Here is a 22,967-nt window from a genome sequence, read left to right as displayed (position 1 = left end):
CTCCGGCGCGCGCCGCGTCCGCAATCCGGACGCGGCGCGCCGCCCAGGCGCCGCAACACCCAGCACTGAGAGCAACGAATGCGCGTCACCATCTTCGGTACCGGCTATGTGGGTCTGGTCACCGGAACCTGCCTGGCCGACGTCGGCCACGACGTGGTCTGCGTCGACATCGACCAGGCCAAGGTCGAGGGCCTCAACCACGGCGTGATCCCGATCTACGAGCCGGGCCTGGAGCCGATGGTCAAGGCCAACCACGCCGCCGGCCGGCTGCATTTCACCACCGACGCCGCCAGCGCGATCGGCCACGGCGACCTGATCTTCATCGCCGTCGGCACGCCGCCGGACGAGGACGGCAGCGCCGACCTCAAGTACGTGCTCGCGGTCGCCGCGACCATCGGCCGCCACATCGAGCGCCCGGTGGTGGTGGTCAACAAGTCGACCGTGCCGGTGGGCACCGCCGACAAGGTCCAGGCCGCCATCGCCGCGCAGCTGCGCGAGCGCGGGTTGGAGATCGCCTTCGACGTGGCCTCCAACCCCGAATTCCTCAAGGAAGGCGACGCGGTCAACGACTGCATGCGCCCGGACCGCATCGTCGTGGGTTCGTCCAACCCGGCCGCGGTGGAGAAGCTCAAGCGCCTGTACGCGCCGTTCAACCGCAACCATGAGCGCATCGTGGTGATGGACGTGCGCTCGGCCGAGCTGACCAAGTACGCGGCGAACGCGATGCTGGCGACCAAGATCAGCTTCATGAACGAGATCGCCAACATCGCCGAGAAGGTCGGCGCCGACATCGAGATGGTCCGCCAGGGCATCGGCTCGGATCCGCGCATCGGCTGGCATTTCATCTACCCCGGCGCCGGCTACGGCGGCTCGTGCTTTCCCAAGGACGTGCAAGCCCTGGCCCGCACCGCCCAGCAGCACGGCTACGGCGCGCGCCTGCTGGACGCGGTCGAGGCGGTCAACGACAGCCAGAAGGGCCATCTGTTCGAACTGATCCAGCGCCATTACGGCGGCGAGGTGAAGGGCAAGACCTTCGCGGTCTGGGGCCTGGCGTTCAAGCCCAACACCGACGACATGCGCGAGGCCTCCAGCCGCACCCTGCTGGCGCAGCTGTGGGCGGCCGGCGCGCGGGTGCGCGCCTACGACCCGGAAGCCAACGAGGAAGCCGAGCGGATCTTCGGCGAGCGCGAGGACCTGGTGCTGTGCGACTCGGCCCGCGCCGCCCTGGCCGACGCCGACGCGCTGGTGGTGGTGACCGAGTGGAAGCAGTTCCGCAGCCCGGATTTCCTCCGCATCCGGCAAGCTCTGGCCGACGCGGTGATCTTCGACGGGCGCAACCTCTACCACCCCGACGAAGTCGAAGCCGCCGAACTGGCGTACTACGGCATCGGCCGCGGCCGTTCGATCCTGGTCGACGCCGGCTGAGCCGGCCGACCGCCTTTCTTGCGAGCGAGCGCAACCGTGACCACCGAACTCGACCGGCGCCTGATCGACCTGGAAACGCGGCTCGCGTTCCAGGAGCACGCGCTCAACGAACTCAGCGACGCGCTGGCCGCCGCGCGCAGCGAAGAAGCGCGCAATTCGCTGCTGCTGTACCGCGCGCTCGACGAGATCAAGCACCTGCGCGCCGCCATGGCCGCGACGCCGTTGACCGGCGACGCCGCCGCCGAACCGCCCCCGCCGCATTACTGAGCGCTTTCGCTCCAGCACCGAACCTCAAGTACCGAATCATGAGCGACAGTCTCCGCGACCAATTGCTGGGCCTGGGCTTCAAGCCCGCGCCCAAGCCCGAACGCAGCGAGCGCAAGCCCGACGAACGCCGCGGCGGCAAGCCCGGCGGCGCCCGCGCCGACGCCAAGCCGGGCGCGCGCCCGGGCCAGCCGCGCCACGACGCGCGCAAGCCCGGCGGCCCCCGGCCCGACGGCGCCCGCGCCGACGGCCGTCCGTCCGGCGGCCACAAGCCGGGCGGTGCCAAGCCCGGCCAGGGCCGACCGGGACAAGGCCGTCCGGGTCAGGGCAAGCCGCGCACGCGCGAGGACATCGACCTGGCCAAGGCCTATGCGATCCGCGCCCAGCGCGAGAAGGAAGAGCGCATCGCCGCCGAGCAGGCCAAGCAGGAAGAGGCGCGCCTGCGCCGCGAGGCGCGCGCCAAGCTCGCCGAACTGCTCAAGGACCAGGCGCTGAACGTCGCCGACGCCGAGATCGCGCGCCATTTTCCCTATGGCGGCAAGATCAAGCGCATCTACGTCACCGAAGCCCAGCTCAAGCAGCTCAACGCCGGCGAGCTCGGCGTGGTGCAGATGGAAGGCCGCTACGTGCTGGTGACCGCGGCGATGCTGGCCCAGGCCGAGGCGGTGTTCGCCCCGGCGGTGGCGCTGAAGGTCGACCCGAATGCGCCGGCCGACGAAGACCCGTACGCCGATCCGCAGTATCAGGTGCCCGACGACCTGGTCTGGTGAGTCCGCCGCGCCGGGTCGTCCAGGCCCGGCGCCTCGTCGACGGTCGAGCAGCGGCGCAATGCCGCTGTTTTCGTTTGTGGGGCCGCGAGCCCCAGCCGCCGCGGACGCGCCGCTACGGCGCCGGCGCGGCGATCGCGCGCCGGACCGCTTGCGCGCTCAGCGCCGAGCCTGCGGCGTCAGGCTGTCGATCATCGCCTCGATCGCCTGCGCCGTGTCCAGCGGCCGTTCCATCGGGAACAGATGGCTGCCTTCCAGCCAGCGCCAGCGTTCGCCGACCAGGCGCCGGGTGGCGGCGTGGCCGGCGTGGCGCAACTCGCGCGAACGGGTGCCGGCCAGGAACCCGACCGGCACCGGCACCTGCGGCACGCAGTCGCTGAGCGCGGTGGTCGGCAGGCTGCGGTAGATGCGGTACTCGATCTCGCGTTCGAAGGCCAACTCGCGCGAGCCGTCGTCGGCGGCGCGGGTGCCGTGTTCGACGTAGGCGTCCAGCACCCGCCGATCCCAACGCGCGAACGCCGGCTTGGCCAGGAAATGCGCGCGCACCGCGTCCGGGTCGGGCCAATGCCGACGGCGCTGCAAGGTGGCGCGTGTCGGCATGACCAGATTGTCCAGGCCGGTGCGGCGGCCGACCTGGACCAGGCGCGCGCGCCAGCCGGCGATCAGCGGCGAGTCCAGCATCACCACTCCGGCCACGCGCGCGCCCAGCGCGCTGCCGGCCAGGCGCAGCGAGGCCAGCAGGCTGAGATAACCGCCCAAGGAATGCCCGACCAGCCAGATCCGGCCGGCGTCGCCGGCGGTCGCGCCGATGCGGGCGCTGAGCTCCTCGACCAGGTGCGGCCAGTCGCGGGTGACCGGGTAGCGCGGGTCGTGTCCGATCCGTTCCGGGCGCTCGATCCGGAAGCGACCGGCCAGGGACTCCAGCATCAGGTCGTAGACCGGGGCCGGAAAGCCATTGGCGTGGGAGAACAACAACAGATCGGTCATGGAGCGGGCGCGGGTCGCGGATGCCGCCGGCGAAGCGGCGCGGGGCGCCAAACATACCATTGCGTACTGTCGGGCGACAGCGCCGCGCGCCGCGGTTTGCGGCGCCCGGCGCAGACGGCCCGCGCCGCGCTCAGTCGCGGTTGCGATAGCGCGCGGCGGCGCGGGACTGGGCGAAGTTCGGCAGCATCGCCCGGCGGGCGTTTTCCAATGCCGTCCACTGCGCCTCGTCCGGCAGCGGCGGGATCGTCACCGGCTCGCGGCGGTCGTAGCCGAGCAGGGCGGCGTCGACCAGTTCGTCGACCTCCATGACCCCTTGCAGGCTGTCGACGTCCTTGCCCGAGCGCTGCCAGATCTCGGTACGGGTCGCCGCCGGCAGCACCGCCTGCACGTACACGCCGCGCGGGCCCAGTTCGACCTGCAAGGCCTGGCTGAAATGCTGGACGAAGGCCTTGGTGCCGCCATACACCGCCATCGCGAACTCCGGCGCCAGCCCGACCACCGAGCCGATGTTGACGATCGCGCCGCGGCCGGCGGCCGCCAGGCGCGGCGCGATCGCCGCGGCCAGTCGCGCCGGGGCGACGGCGTTGAGCGCGATCAGCTGGCCGATCCGGTCCGGGCCCTGGTCGAGGAAGCCGCCGGCGAGGGCGGCGCCGGCGTTGTTGATCAGCACTTCGATCGCAGCGTCGTCGCGCAGGCGGGCTTCGACCGCCGTCAGCGCGGCCGGATCGCTGAGGTCGGCGACCAGCACGTCGGCTTGGACCCCGGCGTCGCGACGCAGGCGCTCGGCGAGGGCGTCCAGGCGGGCGCGATCGCGCGCGACCAGGACAAGATTGTGACCGCGGCGGGCGAAGCGGTCGGCGTAGACGGCGCCGATGCCGCTGGAGGCGCCGGTGATGAGGACGGTGGGAGTGGGCATGGGTAGGGCCTGGGTGGGCTAGCAGCTAGCGGTTGAAAGGCAGGAGGCAGCGGGCGGAAGGGCGAGGACAGCGATTTATTTATGATGAACGTCATGTTTAAGTTATCATGATGATCATCATGTAACATGTCAAGCCTGTGCCGGAGGGGTCATGAAAGTCAGTCGCGAGCAGGTGGAAGAAAACCGTCGGCGGATCCTGCAGGCCGCGGCGCGCTTGTTCCGCGAGCGCGGGTTCGAGGCGGTGACGGTGGCCGAGGTGATGAAGGCGGCGGGGCTCACCCATGGCGCCTTCTACGGCCATTTCCAGTCCAAGGACGATCTGATCGCGCAGGCCCTGGCCCATGCCCTGGCCTCCACCGCGACGCCCGCCGACCCGGCGGCGTTCCTGGCCGCCTATCTCTCGCCCGAGCATTGCGCCGATCTCGCCGGCGGCTGCGCGACCGCGGGCCTGGCGGCCGAGACCCTGCGCCAGTCGCCGCAGGCGCGCGCGGCGATGACCGGGTTCCTGCGCCAGGCCTTGCAGGCGATGACCGCCTCGGCGCCCGGCGCAAACGAAACCGAGCGCCGCCGCCATGCGATCGGGCGCTGGTCGGCGATGGTCGGCGCGCTGATCCTGGCCCGCGCCAGCGACGATCCCGAGCTGTCGGCCGAACTGCTGGCGCAGACCCGGGACTGGATCGAAGCCGGGCCCTGATCGCGCCCTGACCGCGCCGTTGCCGCAGGGCGCCGTTCCGGCGTCGCGGGTCGTCGTTCTGCCGTTCCTGTCTGACTCGGTGAAACGGCGCGCGCGCATACTCGGCCGGCGCGGCGCTCGTGCGTTCGCCGCGCACCGGATCGATTGCCGTCAATCGATCGCCATCGATGGACCACCACAAAGAGAGGGATTTCATGCGCATCGTTTCCCGTGCGGGCCTCGCCCTGGCCGCCGTCTTCGCCAGCGCTTCGGCTTCGGCCTGCGACTTCGTGCTCCAGCCCGACCAACGCGATATCTACGATCCCGGCAAGTACTGCCTGTTCGCCGACCGCGAACTTCCTATCGAGATCCGCAGCGACAACGTCGAACTCGATTGCCGCGGCCGCCTGCTCGGCAACGGCGCCGGGTCGTCCTGGGACACGGCCATTACGGTATCGCCGCGGCGCGGCGTGACCGTGCGCAATTGCCGCATCGAGGGCTGGCCGCGCGGCGTGTACGTCGACCGCGCCAGCGATACCCAGATCGTCAACAACACCGTGCTGCGCCCGCAGTCGGCCGGCTTGCTGGTGCAGGGCAACGACTCGCCCGAAGGCGACGGCGTGCGCCTGATCGGCAACCGCATCGCCAACTACGGCAACCAGGGCGCCCTGCAGCCGGTGGTGGCGATCCGGCTGCAGGGCGCCAACCACCTGGAGGCAGTCAACAACGTGGTCGCCGGCTTCGGCGGCGAAGGCGTGGTCCATGTCGAGCATTCGGCCGACGTGCGCCTGACCGGCAACCAGGTGCTGGATTTCGAGTCGGGCGTGGGCTCGGCCTTCTACCTGGACCGCTACTCGCCGCGCACGCGTCTGGTCCACAACACCGTGACCGCGCTGCGGCCGTACAACGTGCGCGGCATCGAAGGCGAGGGCGTGGGCAACGCCACCTGCATCGAGAACGTGTTCGTCAACACCACGCCGTCGAACCTGGCGCTGTGCGCGGCCAAGCGCAACAACCTCGAGCAGATCAGCCAGCCCGTCCCTTGACCAGCCCGTCCCTTGAATCGTCGGGTTGGTCCCTGGCCGCGGCCCCGGTCGCGGCCAGGGCGACATCGCGGGTCCATCATCGTGATGCGGACGGGGCGCCGGGGCGGCGCCCCGTGCCGCAATCGGACAACTCACGAAGAGGAACTTCATGCGACTCATCGCCATTACCGGCCTGGCTCTGTCGGGCCTGATGCTCAGCGCGACCGCGCTGGCCTGCGAAACCGTGCTCGATCCCCAGCAGGTGCAGGTGTTCCATCCCGGCAAGTACTGCCTCAGCGCCAACCGCAGCCTGCCGATCGAGATCCAGGGCAGCAACATCGAACTGGACTGCCGCAGCCGCAGCCTGATCGCGCCGCCCGGCGGCGGCGCAGGCCCCGCCGGCATCCGCGCCCACGGCGAGAACCTGATCGTGCGCAATTGCCGCGTCGACGGTTTCGACCACGGCATCGAACTGGACGCGAACGGCGCCTCGCAACTGGTCAACAACACGGTGCTGCGCGCCAGGCAGGCGCCGCTGCTGGTGCACGGCCACTACGACCCCTTGGCCACGCCGATCCGGGTCACGGGCAATCGGATCTTCGGCTATTACGACACCGAACCGTCCTGGGGCACGCACGCGGCGGTGCAGGTGATCGGCCTCAACCGCGCGATCCTCAGCAACAACGTCGTCGCCGGCTTCCGCGACGGCCGGCGCGGCCTGTGGCTGGCCGATGCGCCGGACACCCAACTGATCGGCAACCAGTTCCTCGACTTCGCCGGCGTCGACCGGATGATCCAGTTCGATCGTTCGCCGCGGGCGCGGGTGGTGCACAACACGATCATGCAGTCCGAACCGAGCCTGCCGAATGGCATGACCGGCGCGGTCGACGCGACCTGCGTCGAGAACGTGTTCATCAATACCCAGCGTTCGGGCTTCTCCGAATGCGCGGTGACCCGCCACAACGTCGAGCGTCCGTTGCCGCCGTCCGGTCCGTAAACCCCGCGGCGCGGTTTCGCTCGAACCCGCCGTCCAGCATCGCGACGCCGCCGGCCCGCCGGCGGCGTTCGCTTGCGCGGGGCTTCAGTCCAGCGCCGAACTCAGCCGCGCACGGGCGCTGTGGGCCAGGGTGCGCACCGTCGACACGCCCAGGTCGCGGATGATGCGGTGGGTGGCGTGCGGGATCGGCGAGTCGTCGATGTCGTGCGGGGCGATGTTCTTGCCCGGCACGCCGGGCAGGAACTCGATGCCGGCGGCGTGATAGCAGTGCTGGACCAGGGCCGAGCAGTACAGCGCGCCCTCCTTGGCCAGCAGATTGCTGCGCCGGCGCAGGCGCCGGCTGTGCATGGCCATCAAGGTGCCGACCAGTTCGCTGATCGAATAGCTCGACAAGCCGGCCAGCAGGTCCAGCCCGGCGATCTGGACCTGGCGGATCTGCGCCGGGTCCAGGCCGAAGTCGAGGATCGCGATGTTCGGAAAGGCTTCGGCGTCGTAATAGCGCGCGACCCGGTTTTCCTGCACGCCCAGGCGGATCTGCCGATAGCGCAGGTCCAGGTCGGACTCGATCACCCACCACTGGCCGTCGCTGCGGCGTTCGTTGAACAAGAACGCGTGCGACCACAGACTGCGATGGCCGTCCTCGGTCAGCGGCGCCTGCGCCTTGCGGATCAGCTTGTTGATGAAGTCGCGGCCGCCGCACAGGCCGATCCGGCCGGGGCCGGCGTGCTTCTCGATGAAGGCGGCATTGCCGCGCGGGTCCGAGGAGGCGTCCTCGGCGATGTCTTCGGGCAGCAGAATGTCGCTCATCCTGGCAACTCTCTGGGTGACGGCGATGGTCGGTGGGGCGGGGCGCCCGCCATCGACAACGCGACCGCCGCCGCGCGGCGGACGTCGCGGTCGATGGGACCGGGCGGGGAGGCGCGAGCGGACGCGGGCCGCAGGGCCCGCGTCGCTCACTCGGGATCGTAATCCAGATTCGAGGCCAGCCAGCGTTCGGCCTGGGCCAGGCTCGCGCCCTTGCGCCGGGCGTAGTCCTCGACCTGCTCCTTGGACACCCGGCCGACCACGAAGTACTGGCTGTCGGGATGGCTGAAGTAATAGCCGGACACCGCCGCGGCCGGGTACATGGCGAAGCTTTCGGTCAGCTCCAGGCCGGCGTTGGCGCCGGCGTCGAGCATCGCGAACAGGCTGGCCTTCTCGCTGTGCTCCGGGCAGGCCGGATAGCCGGGGGCGGGGCGGATGCCGCGGTAGCCCTCGTCGATCAGGGCCTCGTTGTCCAGCGCCTCGTCGCCGGCGTAGCCCCAGAACTCCTTGCGCACGCGCTCGTGCAGGCGCTCGGCCAGGGCCTCGGCGAAACGGTCGGCCAGGGCCTTGAGCATGATCGCGTTGTAGTCGTCATGGTCGGCTTCGAAGCGGGCCACGTGCGGCTCGATGCCCAGGCCCGCGGTGACCGCGAACGCGCCGATCCAGTCCTGCCGGCCGCTGCCCTGCGGGGCGATGAAGTCGGCCAGGCAGAAGTCCGGCCGGTCGGCGGGCTTGTCGGCCTGCTGGCGCAGGAAGTGCAGGGTTTGGGATTCGGGATTGGGGATCCGGGATTCGACCCGGCGAGGGGCAGGGGCGGCGAACTGCGGCGCATCGCCGGCCCCCGGGGCGGCGTCGCCCAGATCGACCACGACATCGTCGGCGGCGGCGTTGGCCGGCCACAGGCCGAACACCGCCTTGGCCGAGATCCACTTCTCGGCGACGATCTTGCCCAGCATCGCCCGGGCGTCGCGATACAGCTCGCTGGCCTGGGCGCCGACGATGTCGTCGCTGAGGATCGCCGGGTAGCGCCCGGCCAGTTCCCAGGTGTTGAAGAACGGGGTCCAGTCGATGTAGTCGACCAGTTCGTCCAGCGGATAGTCGTCGAACGCGTACACGCCCGGCGCCAGCTTCGGCGCCGGCGGCGCGTACTCGGTCCAGCCGCCGTCGAAGCGCTGGCCGCGCGCCTTGTCCAGCGAGATCAGGCGCTTGCCGTCGCCGCGGTTGCGGTGGCGTTGGCGGATCTCGGCGTAGTCGGAGGCGTTGGCGGCGACGAACGGCTCGCGCAGCTCGATCGAGATCAGCGACTGGGCCACGCCGACCGCGCGCGAGGCGTCCTTGACCCAGATCGTCGGCGCCTGGTAGTGCGGGTCGATCTTCAACGCGGTGTGCGCGCGCGAGGTGGTCGCGCCGCCGATCAGCAGCGGCATGGTGAAGCCCTGGCGCTGCATCTCGCGGGCGACGTGGCTCATCTCTTCCAGCGAAGGGGTGATCAGGCCGGACAGGCCGATCAGGTCGGCGTTCTCGGCGCGGGCGCGGTCGAGGATGGTCTGCGCCGGCACCATCACGCCGAGATCGACGACGTCGAAGTTGTTGCAGGCCAGCACCACGCCGACGATGTTCTTGCCGATGTCGTGCACGTCGCCCTTGACCGTGGCCATGACGATCTTGCCGTTGGACTTGCCGGCGTCGCCGGTGCGCAACTTCTCGGCCTCGATGTACGGCAGCAGGTAGGCCACCGCCTTCTTCATCACCCGCGCCGACTTGACCACCTGCGGCAGGAACATCTTGCCGGCGCCGAACAGGTCGCCGACCACGTTCATGCCCGCCATCAGCGGGCCTTCGATCACGTCCAGCGGGCGCGTGGCCTGGCTGCGGGCGGCCTCGGTGTCCTCTTCGATCCACTGGTCGATGCCGTGGACCAGGGCGTGGCTGAGGCGTTCGCGCACCGGCTTGTCGCGCCAGCGCAGGTCCTCGACTTTCTTCTCGCCCTTCTTGCCCTTGTAGCGGTCGGCGATCTCGAGCAGGCGCTCGGTGGCGTCGGAGCGGCGGTTGAGCACCACGTCCTCGACCCGTTCGCGCAATTCGGCGTCGAGGTCGTCGTACAGCGGCAGGGCGCCGGCGTTGACGATGCCCATGTCCATGCCGGCGCGGATCGCGTGGTACAGGAACACCACATGGATCGCCTGGCGCACCGGCTCGTTGCCGCGGAACGAGAACGAGACGTTGGAGACGCCGCCGGAGATGTGGCTGTGCGGGAAGCGGCGCTTGAGCTCGCGGGTGCCCTCGATGAACGCCACCGCGTAGTCGTTGTGTTCCTCGATGCCGGTGGCGACCGCGAACACGTTGGGGTCGAAGATGATGTCTTCGGGCGGGAAGCCGATCTCTTCGGTCAGCAACCGGTAGGCGCGCGAGCAGATCTCGACCTTGCGCTCGACCGTGTCGGCCTGGCCGACCTCGTCGAAGGCCATGACCACCACCGCCGCGCCGTAGCGGCGGACCAGCCGGGCCTGGCGCAGGAACTCGGCCTCGCCTTCCTTCATCGAGATCGAGTTGACGATGCCCTTGCCCTGCAGGCACTTCAGCCCGGCCTCGATCACGCTCCACTTGGAGCTGTCGACCATCACCGGGACCCGGGCGATGTCCGGCTCGGCGGCGATCAGGTTGAGATAGGTGACCATCGCCTGCTCGGAATCGAGCAAGCCCTCGTCCATGTTGACGTCGATGACCTGGGCGCCGCTTTCGACCTGCTGCCGCGCGACCACGACCGCTTCGTCGTAGCGGCCTTCCAGGATCAGTTTCTTGAACTGCGCGCTCCCGGTGACGTTGGTGCGTTCGCCGACGTTGACGAAGTTGCTTTCGGGCGTGATCTGCAGCGGCTCCAGGCCGCTGAGACGGGTATGGCGGGGAAGGGAATCGGTCATTGCCTGCTGCTGATTCTTGGCGTTCGCTTTTGCCCGTCACCCCCGCGCAAGCGGGGATCCGGGGCTTGATCGCGATAGGGCTTTGAAGTCTCTGGATTCCCGCTTTCGCGGGAATGACGATAGGAAGGGCGCGCGGGAAGGCGGTGGAAACTCATGCCGCCGCGTCGATCAGCTGCAGCCGCGCCCGCGGCGCCACGCCCTCGACCGCCTGGGCGATCGCGGCGATGTGCGCCGGGCTGGTGCCGCAGCAGCCGCCGACCAGGTTGAGCAGGCCGGCACGGGCGAACTCGCCGAGCACCCCGGCCATGTCTTCCGGGGTCTCGTCGTAGCCGCCGAACGCGTTCGGCAGGCCGGCATTGGGGTGGGTGCTGACGCAGGCGTCGGCGATCTGCGCCAGCACGTCGATGTGCACGCGCAGGTCCTTGGCGCCGAGCGCGCAGTTCAAGCCGATCGCGGTCGGCTGGACGTGGCGCACCGAGTACCAGAAGGCTTCGGCGGTCTGGCCCGACAGGGTGCGGCCGGAGGCGTCGGTGATGGTGCCGGAGATCATCACCGGCAGGCGCGCGCCGCGGGCGTCGAAGGCTTCCTCGATCGCGAACAGCGCGGCCTTGGCGTTGAGGGTGTCGAAGATGGTCTCGACCATCAGCACGTCCGCGCCGCCGTCGATCAGGCCGTCGGCCGCCTCGCGGTAGGCCGCGCGCAGCTGATCGAAGCTGATCGCGCGGTAGCCGGGGCGATTGACGTCCGGGCTCAACGAGGCGGTGCGGCTGGTCGGGCCGAGCACGCCGATCACGAAGCGCGGCCGCGACGGGTCGCGCGCTTCGATCTCGTCGCAGACCCCGCGCGCCAGCCGCGCGCCTTCGAGGTTGAGTTCGCGGGCCAGGTGTTCCAGCCCGTAGTCTTCCAGCGAGATCGTGGTCGAGTTGAAGGTGTTGGTCTCGACCAGGTCGGCGCCGGCTTCCAGGTACTGGCGGTGGATGCCGGCGATGATGTCGGGCCGGGTCAGGGTCAACAGGTCGTTGTTGCCGCGCTGGTCGCGCGCGCAGCCGCAGCCGTCGTCGTGGACGTGGTCGTCGCCGTGCGCCAGGTACAGCCGGTCGTAGCCGTGGGCGAAGCGTTCGCCGCGGTAATCGGCTTCCTCCAGCGTGTGCTGCTGGATCATCGTGCCCATCGCGCCGTCGATGACCAGGATGCGCTGCGCCAACCCCTGCAGCAGGGCCTGGGCGCGTTCGGGATGGATCCACGGTAGCTGCTTCATCGGCTGGTCCTCACTTCTTCGCCGGCTTGCGCGCCGGCTCGGCGCCGGGCTTGCGCGCCATCAGGGCGATCACTTCGAAATGCGGCGGGCGGCGCTCGCGGGTCACGGTTTCGCAGCTGACGATGTCGAAGCCGGCCTTGTTGGCGAACTTCTGCAGGTCTTTTTCGGCGAAACCCAGATTGACGTGGCCGAAGGCCTCGACCGCGCCGCGGTGCTCGTGGCGGGCCAGGCTGGTCAGCAGCAGGCGGCCGCCGGGGCGCAGCACCCGCGCCGCCTCGACCACCGCCTGGGCCGGGTGTTCGGCATAGGTCAGGGCGTGCATCAGCACCACCAGGTCGAAGCTGGCGGCCTCGAACGGCAGGGCATGCATGTCGCCCTCGCGGACTTCGACGTTGCGCAGCTTGCGCAGGCGCTCGGAGGCCGCGGCCACGACCTTGGTGCTGGCGTCCAGGCAGACATAGCGGTTGGAGTGCGGCGCCAGCAGCTCGGCCAGCACGCCGTCGCCGGAGGCGATGTCGAGCACGTCGCCGGGCTGCAGCAGCGGCAGGGCCGAGCGCGCCAGCGCCTCCCAGGTGCGGCCCGGGGAGTAATGGCGTTCCATGTCCCCGGCGACCGAATCGGCCCAGTTCTGGTCGGAGGCGCGCATCGCCAGCACCGCGGCGACGCGGTCGGCGTCCTGGCGCAGCAGCGGGTCGTCGCTGCCGGTGCTCAGGGTCTGCCACAGGGCGCGCTGGGCCTGGTCGAGCGCGGCCTCGTCGAAACGGTAATAGGCCGAGACGCCGGCGCGGCGGTCGCGCACCAGCCCGGCTTCCTTGAGCTTGGACAGGTGGGTGGACACGCGCGGCTGCGCCAGCCGGGTGATCGCCGAAAGCTCGGCCACGGTCAGCTCCTCGCGCTCGAGCAGCGCAAGCAGCCGGACCCGGGTGGCGTCGGCGAATACTTTGAGTCGGGAGGACCAGCCTTCGAGATCCATGGGGTCGGGAATGGGGAATGGGGAATAGGGGAGTCGGTACGGCAAAGCGGGGCGCCGCGGCGGGGTTCTTCCGATTCCCGATTCCCGTGAACGACTCCCGGCTTCCATCAACGTATCGCGATATAGCGATGAGTGTGTGCCGACCGTGCGCCCAGGTCAAGTCGTGCGGCGGTGCAGCAAGCCGCAACGGCGACTGAAGCGCGCCGGCGGCGCGCGGATGACGCCAGATCCGGGCAGCCGGACGGGTGGGGTTATTCGGCGCGCGCGGCTACAATTCGCAGTCGCGGTCCGGGCAACGGAGCGCGGACCAGGACGCAGAACCAACGCGCCGGTCGTTCCGGGACGCGGCAGCGCCGAAGAGCGCGCCGCGATGGGGGAACGGCCGCAGCGCTCAAACCCAGCAGAGGTGCGACGTGGATTTTGGCTTTACCGAAGAGCAGTTGATGATCCAGGACGTGGCGCGCCGTATCGCCCAGGAAAAGATTGCTCCCAGCGCCGAGCACCACGACCAGACCGGCGAGTTCCCGCTCGAGAACATCCGCACCCTGGGCGAGAACGGCCTGATGGGCATCGAAGTGCCGGCCGAGTACGGCGGCGCGGGCATGGACCCGATCAGCTACGTCCTGGCGATGGTCGAGATCGCCGCCGGCGACGCCGCCCACTCGACCATCGTCTCGGTCAACAATTCGCTGTTCTGCAACGGCATCCTCAAGTTCGGCACCGAGGCGCAGAAGCAGCTGTACGTGCGCGCCATCGCCGAGGGCCGCGAAATCGGCGCCTTCGCCCTGACCGAGCCGCAGTCGGGCTCCGACGCCACCGCGATGCGCTGCAAGGCGGTCAAGCAGGCCGACGGCAGCTTCGTGATCAACGGCAAGAAAAGCTGGATCACCTCCGGCCCGGTCGCCAAGTACATCGTCCTGTTCGCGATGACCGACCCGGACAAGGGCGCGCGCGGCATCACCGCGTTCATGATCGATACCGCCAAGCCGGGCTTCCACCGCGGCAAGACCGAGCCCAAGCTCGGCATCCGCGCCTCGGCCACCTGCGAGATCGAGTTCGAGAACTACGTCGCCGCGGCCGAGGACGTGCTCGGCGACGAGGGTCACGGCTTCAAGATCGCGATGGGCGTGCTCGACGCCGGCCGCATCGGCATCGCCAGCCAGGCCATCGGCATCGCCCGCGCCGCCTACGAGGCGACCCTGGCCTACGTGCGCGAGCGCAAGGCCTTCGGCCAGCCGATCGGCGCGTTCCAGATGACCCAGGCCAAGATCGCCGACATGAAGTGCAAGCTCGACGCGGCCCTGCTGCTGACCTTGCGCGCGGCCTGGCAGAAGGGCCAGGCCGAGAAGAACGGCGGCCGCTTCAGCAACGAGGCGGCGATCGCCAAGCTGACCGCCTCGGAGGCGGCGATGTGGATCGCCCACCAGGCGGTGCAGATCCACGGCGGCATGGGCTATTCCAAGGAAATGCCGCTGGAGCGCTATTTCCGCGACGCCAAGATCACCGAAATCTACGAAGGCACCAGCGAAATCCAGCGCCTGGTCATCGCCCGCAACGAAACCGGCCTGCGCTGAAGCCACAGCCCGATGAAACGTTTCGGCTCGTCACGGCCCACCGCCTGTCCTGAGGACGGCGGCATGGGCTTGCGCGTCGCGAACGCCGCCGCCGTACCCGGCCCGCGCCCGATGGCGCGCGGCCGCGTGGGCGCGTCGCTCGATTACGGCGCCGCGTCCATCGCCGCCCTGCAAGCCTCGATCGCCCCCATCCCCCGCACCGACTTCCTCTTGGCCCGCGCGAAAGCGTGGGCCTCATTCCATCCGGATCGCCAACGTTCCCATGAGCAATAAAACCAAAGCTTCCAAGTCCGAACCCGCCAAACCGGCCAAGGCCGCCAAGCCGGCTTCGTCCAAGCAAGCCCCGGTCAAGCAGGCCGCGACCCAGCCGGCCGCCAAGTCCGCCGCGGCCAAGGCGCCGCGCATCGCGCCGGCGGCCGAAGCGCAGGCCGTCGACCTGGGCCCGATCGTCGAAGCCATGCGCAAGCGCCTGCCGAAGGCGCGCCATGTCGAGGCCCAGGCCTTCGCCCAGGCGTTCTACAAGCGCATGAGCGGCGACGAACTGCCGCAGCACCCGGCCGAGGGCTGGGCCGCGCTGGCCGCCGACTTCCTCGACTTCGCCCGCGACCGCAAGCCGGGCACCGCGCTGGTGCGCCTGTTCAACCCGACCCTCAAGGCGCAGGGCTGGGAATCGCCGCACACCGTGCTGCAGATCGCCAACGACGACATGCCGTTCCTGGTCGACTCGGTGACCATGGCCCTGGCCGACCAGGGCATCGGCGTGCACGTGCTCGGCCACCCGGTGGTGACCTTCCAGCGCGACAAGGCCGGCAAGCTGGTCGCGGTCGGGCAGGGCGTGTCCGAGTCGCTGATGCACCTGGAAATCGACCGCCAGACGCCGGAGGCGATGGCCGCGATCAAGCAGGCCCTGGACGTGGTGCTCGCCGACGTGCGCGCGATCGTGCGCGACTGGGCGCAGATGCGCGAGCGCATGAACGCGGTCGCCGACGACCTGGTCGGCGAGCGCATGCCGGTCGCCGATGAAGGCAAGCGCGAGGCGCAGGCCTTCCTGCACTGGGCCGCCGACAACCACTTCACCTTCCTGGGCTACCGCGAATACGAGGTGGTCAAGCAGGGCGGCCAGGAGGTGCTGCGCGCGATCAAGGACAGCGGCCTGGGCCTGCTGCGCGGCAAGGACGCGGGCAAGCCGCGTCCGCTGACCTCGCTGGCGGCGCACTACATGCCGCAGTCCGGTTCGGTCGACGCGCTGATCCTGACCAAGACCAACGCCCGCTCGACCGTGCACCGTCCGGGCTACATGGACTACATCGGCGTGCTGAGCTTCGACGCCGAAGGCCGTCCGGTGGCGGAAAAGCGCTTCCTCGGCCTGTACACCTCCAGCGCCTACAACCGCCGCCCCTGGGACATCCCGCTGGTGCGCCAGCGCCACGCCTACGTGATGCAGCAGTCCGGCCTGGCCGCCGACAGCCACAGCGGCAAGACCCTGCGCCACGTGCTGGAAACCCTGCCGCGCGACGAGCTGTTCCAGTCCAGCGAGGAAGAGCTGTTCAAGACCGCCTCGGGCATCCTCGGCCTGCAGGAGCGCGTGCGCAGCAAGCTGTTCCTGCGCCGCGACCGCTACGGCCGCTACTTCTCCGGCCTGGCCTACATCCCGCGCGAGCGCTTCAACACCGACGTGCGCCTGCGCGTGGAAGCGATGCTCAAGGACAAGCTGCACGGCGAGCACGTCGACACCACCGTGCACATCGGCGAATCGCCGCTGGCCCAGCTGCACCTGATCGTGCGGCCGAAGTCGGGCGAGGCGGTGCAGATCGACAACGCCGCGATCGAGGCCGAGCTGGCCGAGATCGTGCGCAACCGCCAGGACGAGCTGCGCGACGCGTTGGTCCGCGGCCACGGCGAGCAGCAGGGCCTGGCCCTGGCCAACCGTTACGGCCGCGCCTTGCCGGCGGGCTATATCGATGAAGTCTCGGCCGCGGTCGCCGCCCAGGACATCGCCCACCTGGCCGCGTTGAGCGGCCCGGACGATCTGCGCCTGAGCCTGTGCCGTACCCGTTCGGGCGAGGGCGGCCTGCGCTTCAAGTTCTACCGCCAGCTCGACGACATCCCGCTGTCGGACGCGCTGCCGATGATGGAGAACATGGGCCTGCGGGTGATCTCCGAGCACCCTTACCGGTTGAGCGTCGACGGCCAGCCGGTCTACATCCAGGACTTCGAGGTCGAGACCACCACCCAGGACATCGACGTCGACCGCCTCGACGAGACCTTCGAGGACGCGTTCGCGCAGATCTGGCGCGGCAACGCCGAGAACGACGGCTTCAACCGCCTGATCCTGGCCGCCAACCTGTCCTGGCGCCAGGTCGCGATGCTGCGCGCCTACTGCAAGTACCTGCTGCAGGTCGGCGTGCCGTTCTCGCAGAGCTACGTCGAGGAAACCTTCAGCCGTTATCCGCTGCTGGCGCGCCTGCTGGTCGAGCTGTTCGAAGCCCGCTTCGACCCGACCACCGGCAGCGAGAGCAAGGCCGAGATCAAGGCCGGCCAGGAGCGCCTGCGCGAGCAGTTCGAAGTGCTCGCCGGCGGCGACGCCGCGGTGCTGGCGGTGCTGCAGCCGGTGCTCGACGCCCGCAGCGGCAAGCGCGAGGCCCAGGCCGAAGCGACCCTGGGCGCGCTCAAGGGCCTGCTCGACCGCGTTTCCAGCCTCGACGAAGACCGCATCCTGCGCAGCTTCATCGGCGTGATCAACGCCACCCTGCGCACCAGCTACTACCAGCGCGCCGCCGACGGCGGCGAGCGCGGCTACGTCAGCTACAAGTTCGATTCGGCCCAGGTGCCGGACCTGCCCAAGCCCAAGCCCTACCGCGAGATCTTCGTCTACGGCCCGCGCGTGGAAGGCGTGCACCTGCGCTTCGGCCCGGTCGCCCGCGGCGGCCTGCGCTGGTCGGACCGCCGCGAAGACTTCCGCACCGAAGTGCTGGGCCTGGTCAAGGCGCAGATGGTCAAGAACACCGTGATCGTGCCGGTCGGTTCGAAGGGCGGCTTCTTCGCCAAGCGTCCGCCGCTGGGCGGCGACCGTGACGCCGTGCTGGCCGAAGGCATCGCCTGCTACAAGATGTTCATCAACGGCCTGCTCGACATCACCGACAACATCGTCGACGGCAAGATCGTGCCGCCGAAGAACGTGGTGCGCCACGACAACGACGACCCCTACCTGGTCGTCGCCGCCGACAAGGGCACCGCGACCTTCTCCGACATCGCCAACGGCATCGCCGCCGAGCACAAGTTCTGGCTCGACGACGCCTTCGCCTCCGGCGGCTCGGTCGGCTACGACCACAAGGGCATGGGCATCACCGCCAAGGGCGCCTGGGAGTCGGTCAAGCGCCACTTCCGCGCGATGGGCCGCGACAGCCAGAGCCAGGACTTCACCGCGGTCGGCATCGGCGACATGTCCGGCGACGTGTTCGGCAACGGCATGCTGCTGTCCAAGCACATCCGCCTGCTCGCCGCGTTCGACCACCGCCACATCTTCCTCGACCCGAATCCGGACGCGGCCAAGACGTTCAAGGAACGCGAGCGCATGTTCAAGCTGCCGCGCTCGAGCTGGGACGACTACGACAAGAAGCTGATCAGCAAGGGCGGCGGGGTGTACCCGCGTTCGGCTAAGTCGATCCCGCTGTCGCCGGAAATCAAGGCGGCGCTGGGCATCGAGGGCGCGGTCGCGGCAATGAGCCCGGTCGAGCTGATGAGCGCGATCCTCAAGGCCCCGGTCGACCTGCTGTGGAACGGCGGCATCGGCACCTACGTCAAGGCCTCCAGCGAGTCCAACGCCGACGTCGGCGACCGCGCCAACAACGGCCTGCGCGTCAACGGAAACGATCTGCGCTGCAAGACGGTGGGCGAGGGCGGCAACCTGGGCCTGACCCAGCTCGGCCGCATCGAGGCGGCCCAGCATGGCGTGCTGCTCAACACCGACTTCATCGACAACTCGGCCGGCGTCGACACCTCCGACCACGAGGTCAACATCAAGATCCTGCTCAACGGCCAGGTCCAGGCGAAGAAGCTGACCCTGCCCGAGCGCAACAAGCTGCTGGCGTCGATGACCGACGAAGTGGCCGGCCTGGTGTTGAACGACAACTACCGCCAGAACCAGGCGATCAGCCTGATGGAGCGGATGAGCCTGAGCCGCCTGGGCTCCAAGCAGCACTTCATCCGCACCCTGGAGTCGCAGGGCCTGCTCGACCGCCAGATCGAGTTCCTGCCGTCCGACGCCGAGATCGCCGAACGCAAGGCGCGCGGCCAGGGTCTGACCCGTCCGGAACTGTCGGTGCTGCTGTCGTACTCCAAGCTGGTGGCGTTCCAGCAGATGCTCGATTCGGACGTGCCGGAAGACCCCTACCTGTCCAAGGAACTGGTCCGTTACTTCCCCGAGCCGCTGCAGAAGAAGTACGCCAAGGCGATGGAGAACCACCGCCTGAAGCGCGAAATCATCGCCACCGCGGTGACCAACTCGACCATCAACCGGATGGGCGCGACCTTCCTGCTGCGCATGCAGGAAGACAGCGGCCGCACCCCGGGCGAAGTCGCCAAGGCCTTCACCATCACCCGCGAGACTCTCGACGCGCGCGCCCTGTGGACGCAGATCGACGCGCTCGACGGCGCGGTCGCCGAGTCGACCCAGATCGACGCCCTGCAGGTAATCTGGAACCTGCAGCGCTCGTTCACCCGCTGGCTGCTGTCGCGGCCGGGCGCGATTCCGGACATCACCACCGCGGTCGAGCGTTACCACGACGGCTTCAAGGACATCCGCGCCGGCAAGGGCATCCTCGGCGACGGCCAGCGGCCGGCGCACGACGCCGCCTACGCCGACTGGAAGGCCAAGGGCGTGCCGGAAGCGCTGGCGGCGCAGCTGGCGGCGCTGCCGTACCTGGAGCCGAGCTGCGACATCATCGAACTGGCCCGCGAGCGCAAGCTCAAGCCGGTCGAGGTGGCCAAGGTCCACTTCCGCCTCGGCGAAGCGCTGCGCCTGCCGTGGCTGCAGGAGCAGATCGACGCCCTGGTGGTCGACGGCCGCTGGCACGCAGTCGCGCGCGGCGTGCTGCGCGAGGAGCTCTCGACCCAGCAGCGGATCCTGGTCGGCCAGGTGCTGAAGATGTCGGGCGCCACCGCCGAGGCCAAGGTGCAGCAGTGGCTGGGCCGCGACGACCAGTCGCTGCGCTTCACCCTGGCGATGTTGAACGAGCTGGCGGCGCAGAAGAGCCTGGACTACCCGACCGCCTCGGTCGCGGTGCAGCGCTTGTCGCAGCTGGCCGCACGCGGCTGATCGAGCGAGGACCGGCCGCCAGGCCGGTCCTGCGCGCGGCAACCGATCGCCATCGAGCCCTCTCCCGCAAGGGAGGGGGCTTTTTGTTGTCTGGCCCATGCTTCTCTTCGGGGTATGAGCGGCGTCCCTCAGGGATTCCCTCTGGTCACAAGCCGCGACCGCAGAACCACGGCCGATCCGGGCCGGCGCCGCAACCGAGCCGGCGCGGCCGCGGCTTACGCCGCTCCTGCAGGGAATGCGGCGCTTGCGCGGTGGCTGTGGCGACGCGGTCGCGGCTCGCGCCGCTCCTACCCTGGAAGGATGCGGCGCGTCCTGCGGAACGCGCCCGCAGGCCGGCGCCGGCGAGGCGCGACGCAGCGTGCGGAAACCGCCACGGTCGGCGGGTTATGCTGGCGGCCTGTTCACGGAGCCGCCGATGACCGCGACGCCCCGCATCGCCTTCCTCGCCAGTCACACCGACGACGCCCAGCGCGCGCTCGCGGTCCTGTCGCAGCGGCACGGCCAGCACGAACCTGGCGATGCCGACGTCCTGGTCGCGCTCGGCGGCGACGGTTTCATGCTGCAGACCCTGCACCGCCACGGCGCGCTCGGCAAGCCGGTGTACGGGATGAAGCTGGGCACGGTCGGCTTTCTGATGAACCAGTACGCCGATGCCGGCGACGGCTTGCTCGAACGCCTGGCGGTGGCCGAGCCGGCGGTGTTGCGGCCGCTGGAGATGGTGGCCCAGACCGAGTCCGGCGCGACCTTCGGCTCGCTGGCCTACAACGAGGTTTCGCTGCTGCGCCAGACCCGCCAGGCCGCGCACCTGCGCATCGACCTCAACGGCCAGACCCGCCTGGACGAGCTGATCTGCGACGGCGTGCTGGTCGCCACCCCGGCCGGCAGCACCGCCTACAACTTCTCCGCGCACGGGCCGATCCTGCCGCTGGGCTCGGCGGTGATCGCGCTGACTCCGATCGCCGCGTTCCGGCCGCGGCGCTGGCGCGGCGCGCTGCTCAAGGCCGATACCGAGGTCAAGTTCCGCGTGCTCGACCCGTACAAGCGCCCGGTCAGCGCCACCGCCGATTCGCACGAGGTGCGCGACGTGGTCGAGGTGATGATCCGCGAGTCGCGCGACCGCACCGTGACCCTGCTGTTCGACCGCGAGCACAACCTCGAAGAGCGGATGCTGATCGAGCAGTTCACCAGCGGCTGAGGCCGGCACTCAAACCAGCTTCAACAGCAGCTCGCGCATCCAGGGATCGGACAGGTCGGGCCGCTCGGCCGCCTGCGCCGGCTCGAACCAGTGCAGGCAGCGGTGCTCGTCGCCGCAGGCCTGCGGCTCGCCGTCCCAGGCGTCGACGCGGTAGACGCGCAGTGCGATGCCGCCGCGCTCGAGTTCGGCCAGCTCGGCGCAGGCGCGGATGCGCACGCCGGCTTCTTCTTCGAGCTCGCGGCGCAAGGCCTGCTCCGGCGATTCGCCGGGCTCGACATGGCCGCCGAGCATGTCCCAGCGGTTCGGCGCCAGGCGCTTGAAACCGGCGCGCAGCCCGAGCAGGACCTGGCCGTCGCGCATCAGCAGGGCGCCGACCAGGCCGATGCGGTGTTCGCCGGCGCTCATGCCCTGGTCCGTGCGATGGCTCGCCCGGCGGCGATGGCGTAGCTCGAAATCACTTTAAGTTACGCGTCACTTAATTATGTAAATCAATAGATTACATTACTTATTTAAAGTAATTCGCCATCAGGAACGCGCCCGCAGGCGCCGGGCGATCTCGCTCAGCGCGGCGATGATCAGGGTCAGGGCCACGGTCGACAGCAACTGCAGGCGCGGGCCCGGGGTCATCAGGGCCAGGACGAAGACCAGGCCGAGGATGCCCAGGCCGAGCCAGGTCACGTACGGGAACGCCCACATCTTGAACGGCAGCGCGGTGCCGTCGCGATCGGCGCGGCGGCGCAGGATCAACTGCGAGAGCAGCGACAGCGTCCACACCAGCAAGCAGGTCGAGCCGACCACGTTGAGCAGGGCCGGCAACACCTTCTCCGGGTACAACAGCTCCAGCGCGGTGGCGACGAAACCGAACGCGACGCTGGCCAGCACCGCCGCCACCGGCACCTGGCTGCGGCTGAGGTGGGCGAGGAAGCGCGGCGCCTCGCGGCGCTGGGCCAGCGAATAAATCATGCGCGATGCGCCGTAGAGGTTGGCGTTGAGCGCCGACAGCAGCGCCACCACCGCGACCAGGGTGATCGCGGTGGCTGCGCCCGGGATCCGTGCCGCCTCCAGCACCGCCGCGAACGGCGACTTCAACGCCTCGCTGGTCCACGGCACCACCGCGATGATCACCGCCAGCGAGCCGACGTAGAACACCAGGATGCGCCAGGCCACGGTGCGGATCGCCTGGGTGATGCTGCGCTCCGGGTCCTGGGTTTCGGCCGCGGCGACGGCGACGATCTCGGTGCCGCCGAAGGCGAATACCACCACCAGCAAGGCGGCACCGACCCCGGCCCAGCCCTTGGGTGCGAAACCGCCGTGGGCGGTGAAATTGGCCAGACCGGGCGAGGCCACCTCCGGCAGCAGGCCCAGCAGCAGGGCCGCGCCGATGGCGATGAAGGCCAGGATCGCGCCGACCTTGAGGATCGCGAACCAGAATTCGAACTCGCCGAAGTTGCGCACCCCGAGCAGGTTGACCAGGGTGAAGGCGGTCATGAACACCAGCGAGGTCGCCGCCACCGGCAATCCGGGCCAGACCGTCGCCAGCAGTCCGGCGGCGCCGACCGATTCGGCCGCGACCACGATGACGATCTGCACCCACCACAGCCAGCCCAGGGTCGCGCCCGCGGTCGGGCCCATCGCGTCGGCGGCGTAGACCGAGAACGCGCCGCTGGTCGGGCGCGCCGCGGCCATTTCGCCGAGCGCACGCATGACGATGATGATCAGGGTGCCGGCGATCAGGTACGACAGCAGCACCGCCGGCCCGGCGGTCTGCACGCCGACGCCGGAGCCCAGGAACAGACCGGCGCCGATCGCGCTGCCCAACCCCATCATCACCAGTTGCCGCGACTTGAGCGCGTGGCCGAGCTGCGGAGCGG

16 protein-coding genes and 2 pseudogenes are annotated in these 22,967 nt (G+C 69.7%); 10 read left to right on the top strand and 8 right to left on the bottom strand.

Annotated elements, in window-relative coordinates; genetic code table 11:
• The first annotated feature begins 78 nt into the window (after nt 1–78).
• From K4L06_RS18550 to K4L06_RS18540, 3 genes are read left to right on the top strand one after another with little or no spacing between them, the layout of a single operon-like run.
• Complete coding sequence (locus tag K4L06_RS18550) at nt 79–1,425, top strand: UDP-glucose/GDP-mannose dehydrogenase family protein (protein WP_221672804.1); 1,347 nt, start codon at nt 79–81, stop codon at nt 1,423–1,425.
• 36 nt (nt 1,426–1,461) lie between these two features.
• Nucleotides 1,462–1,692 (top strand): SlyX family protein, encoded by a 231-nt coding sequence (locus K4L06_RS18545; protein WP_343225782.1) that lies wholly within the window; start codon nt 1,462–1,464, stop codon nt 1,690–1,692.
• 38 nt (nt 1,693–1,730) lie between these two features.
• Entirely contained in the window at nt 1,731–2,459 is a 729-nt protein-coding gene (locus K4L06_RS18540) for a DUF2058 family protein (RefSeq protein ID WP_221672802.1), read from the top strand.
• Nucleotides 2,460–2,615: 156 nt separating this feature from the next.
• On the opposite strand, the gene K4L06_RS18535 is transcribed toward K4L06_RS18540, so the two are convergent.
• Both K4L06_RS18535 and K4L06_RS18530 read right to left on the bottom strand, forming a co-directional pair.
• The gene (locus K4L06_RS18535) at nt 2,616–3,443 is read right to left on the bottom strand and encodes an alpha/beta hydrolase (protein WP_221672801.1); all 828 of its coding nucleotides are present in this window, start codon (nt 3,441–3,443) and stop codon (nt 2,616–2,618) included.
• A 130-nt stretch (nt 3,444–3,573) separates the two neighbouring features.
• Nucleotides 3,574–4,359: an SDR family oxidoreductase gene (locus tag K4L06_RS18530; protein WP_221672800.1), complete on the bottom strand. Its 786-nt coding sequence runs from the start codon at nt 4,357–4,359 to the stop codon at nt 3,574–3,576.
• 151 nt (nt 4,360–4,510) lie between these two features.
• Here K4L06_RS18530 and K4L06_RS18525 point away from each other — a divergent pair, with 151 nt between their 5' ends.
• From K4L06_RS18525 to K4L06_RS18515, 3 genes are all read left to right on the top strand, one after another.
• A complete protein-coding gene (locus K4L06_RS18525) occupies nt 4,511–5,053 on the top strand; it encodes a TetR/AcrR family transcriptional regulator (RefSeq protein WP_221672799.1) in 543 nt (180 codons plus the stop codon).
• A 194-nt stretch (nt 5,054–5,247) separates the two neighbouring features.
• The gene (locus K4L06_RS18520) at nt 5,248–6,078 is read left to right on the top strand and encodes a right-handed parallel beta-helix repeat-containing protein (protein ID WP_221672798.1); all 831 of its coding nucleotides are present in this window, start codon (nt 5,248–5,250) and stop codon (nt 6,076–6,078) included.
• A gap of 148 nt (nt 6,079–6,226) precedes the next feature.
• Nucleotides 6,227–7,054 carry a right-handed parallel beta-helix repeat-containing protein gene (locus K4L06_RS18515; protein WP_221672797.1) on the top strand — a complete coding sequence of 276 codons (828 nt, stop codon included), beginning with the start codon at nt 6,227–6,229 and terminating at the stop codon, nt 7,052–7,054.
• An 84-nt stretch (nt 7,055–7,138) separates the two neighbouring features.
• Here the strand turns inward: K4L06_RS18515 and K4L06_RS18510 are convergent, their stop codons facing one another.
• The 4 genes and pseudogenes from K4L06_RS18510 to K4L06_RS18495 all read right to left on the bottom strand — a co-directional run.
• Nucleotides 7,139–7,861 carry a hypothetical protein gene (locus K4L06_RS18510; RefSeq protein WP_221672796.1) on the bottom strand — a complete coding sequence of 241 codons (723 nt, stop codon included), beginning with the start codon at nt 7,859–7,861 and terminating at the stop codon, nt 7,139–7,141.
• A gap of 146 nt (nt 7,862–8,007) precedes the next feature.
• Nucleotides 8,008–10,788, bottom strand: a pseudogene (gene metH, locus K4L06_RS18505) (methionine synthase); the annotation flags it as partial.
• 142 nt (nt 10,789–10,930) lie between these two features.
• On the bottom strand, nt 10,931–12,037 hold the full coding sequence (locus K4L06_RS18500) for a homocysteine S-methyltransferase family protein (RefSeq protein ID WP_221672794.1): 1,107 nt from the start codon (nt 12,035–12,037) through the stop codon (nt 10,931–10,933).
• 43 nt (nt 12,038–12,080) lie between these two features.
• Nucleotides 12,081–13,010: pseudogene (locus tag K4L06_RS18495) on the bottom strand (metalloregulator ArsR/SmtB family transcription factor); the annotation flags it as partial.
• 413 nt (nt 13,011–13,423) lie between these two features.
• Here K4L06_RS18495 and K4L06_RS18490 point away from each other — a divergent pair.
• The 4 genes from K4L06_RS18490 to K4L06_RS18475 all read left to right on the top strand — a co-directional run bounded on the left by K4L06_RS18490 (nt 13,424) and on the right by K4L06_RS18475 (nt 21,096).
• A complete protein-coding gene (locus K4L06_RS18490; RefSeq protein WP_221672792.1) occupies nt 13,424–14,584 on the top strand; it encodes an acyl-CoA dehydrogenase family protein in 1,161 nt (386 codons plus the stop codon).
• Between the two features lie 12 nt (nt 14,585–14,596).
• Nucleotides 14,597–14,857: a hypothetical protein gene (locus K4L06_RS18485; RefSeq protein WP_221672791.1), complete on the top strand. Its 261-nt coding sequence runs from the start codon at nt 14,597–14,599 to the stop codon at nt 14,855–14,857.
• A complete protein-coding gene (locus K4L06_RS18480; protein WP_221672790.1) occupies nt 14,847–19,901 on the top strand; it encodes an NAD-glutamate dehydrogenase domain-containing protein in 5,055 nt (1,684 codons plus the stop codon). The genes K4L06_RS18485 and K4L06_RS18480 overlap by 11 nt, the downstream gene beginning before the upstream one ends.
• Before the next feature lie 415 nt (nt 19,902–20,316).
• Entirely contained in the window at nt 20,317–21,096 is a 780-nt protein-coding gene (locus tag K4L06_RS18475) for an NAD kinase (protein ID WP_221672789.1), read from the top strand.
• A 9-nt stretch (nt 21,097–21,105) separates the two neighbouring features.
• Here K4L06_RS18475 and K4L06_RS18470 read toward each other — a convergent pair whose 3' ends face one another.
• Both K4L06_RS18470 and K4L06_RS18465 read right to left on the bottom strand, forming a co-directional pair.
• On the bottom strand, nt 21,106–21,501 hold the full coding sequence (locus K4L06_RS18470; RefSeq protein WP_221672788.1) for an NUDIX domain-containing protein: 396 nt from the start codon (nt 21,499–21,501) through the stop codon (nt 21,106–21,108).
• Nucleotides 21,502–21,621: 120 nt separating this feature from the next.
• Nucleotides 21,622–22,967 (bottom strand): amino acid permease (locus tag K4L06_RS18465; protein WP_221672787.1); only part of this gene is annotated, 1,346 nt, incomplete at its 5' end.

The sequence above is a fragment of the Lysobacter sp. BMK333-48F3 genome (genome assembly GCF_019733395.1).
Taxonomy (GTDB): Bacteria; Pseudomonadota; Gammaproteobacteria; order Xanthomonadales; family Xanthomonadaceae; genus Lysobacter.
Note: the sequence above shows the minus strand (reverse complement) of the source record. Positions and strands in the feature narration are given on the sequence as shown.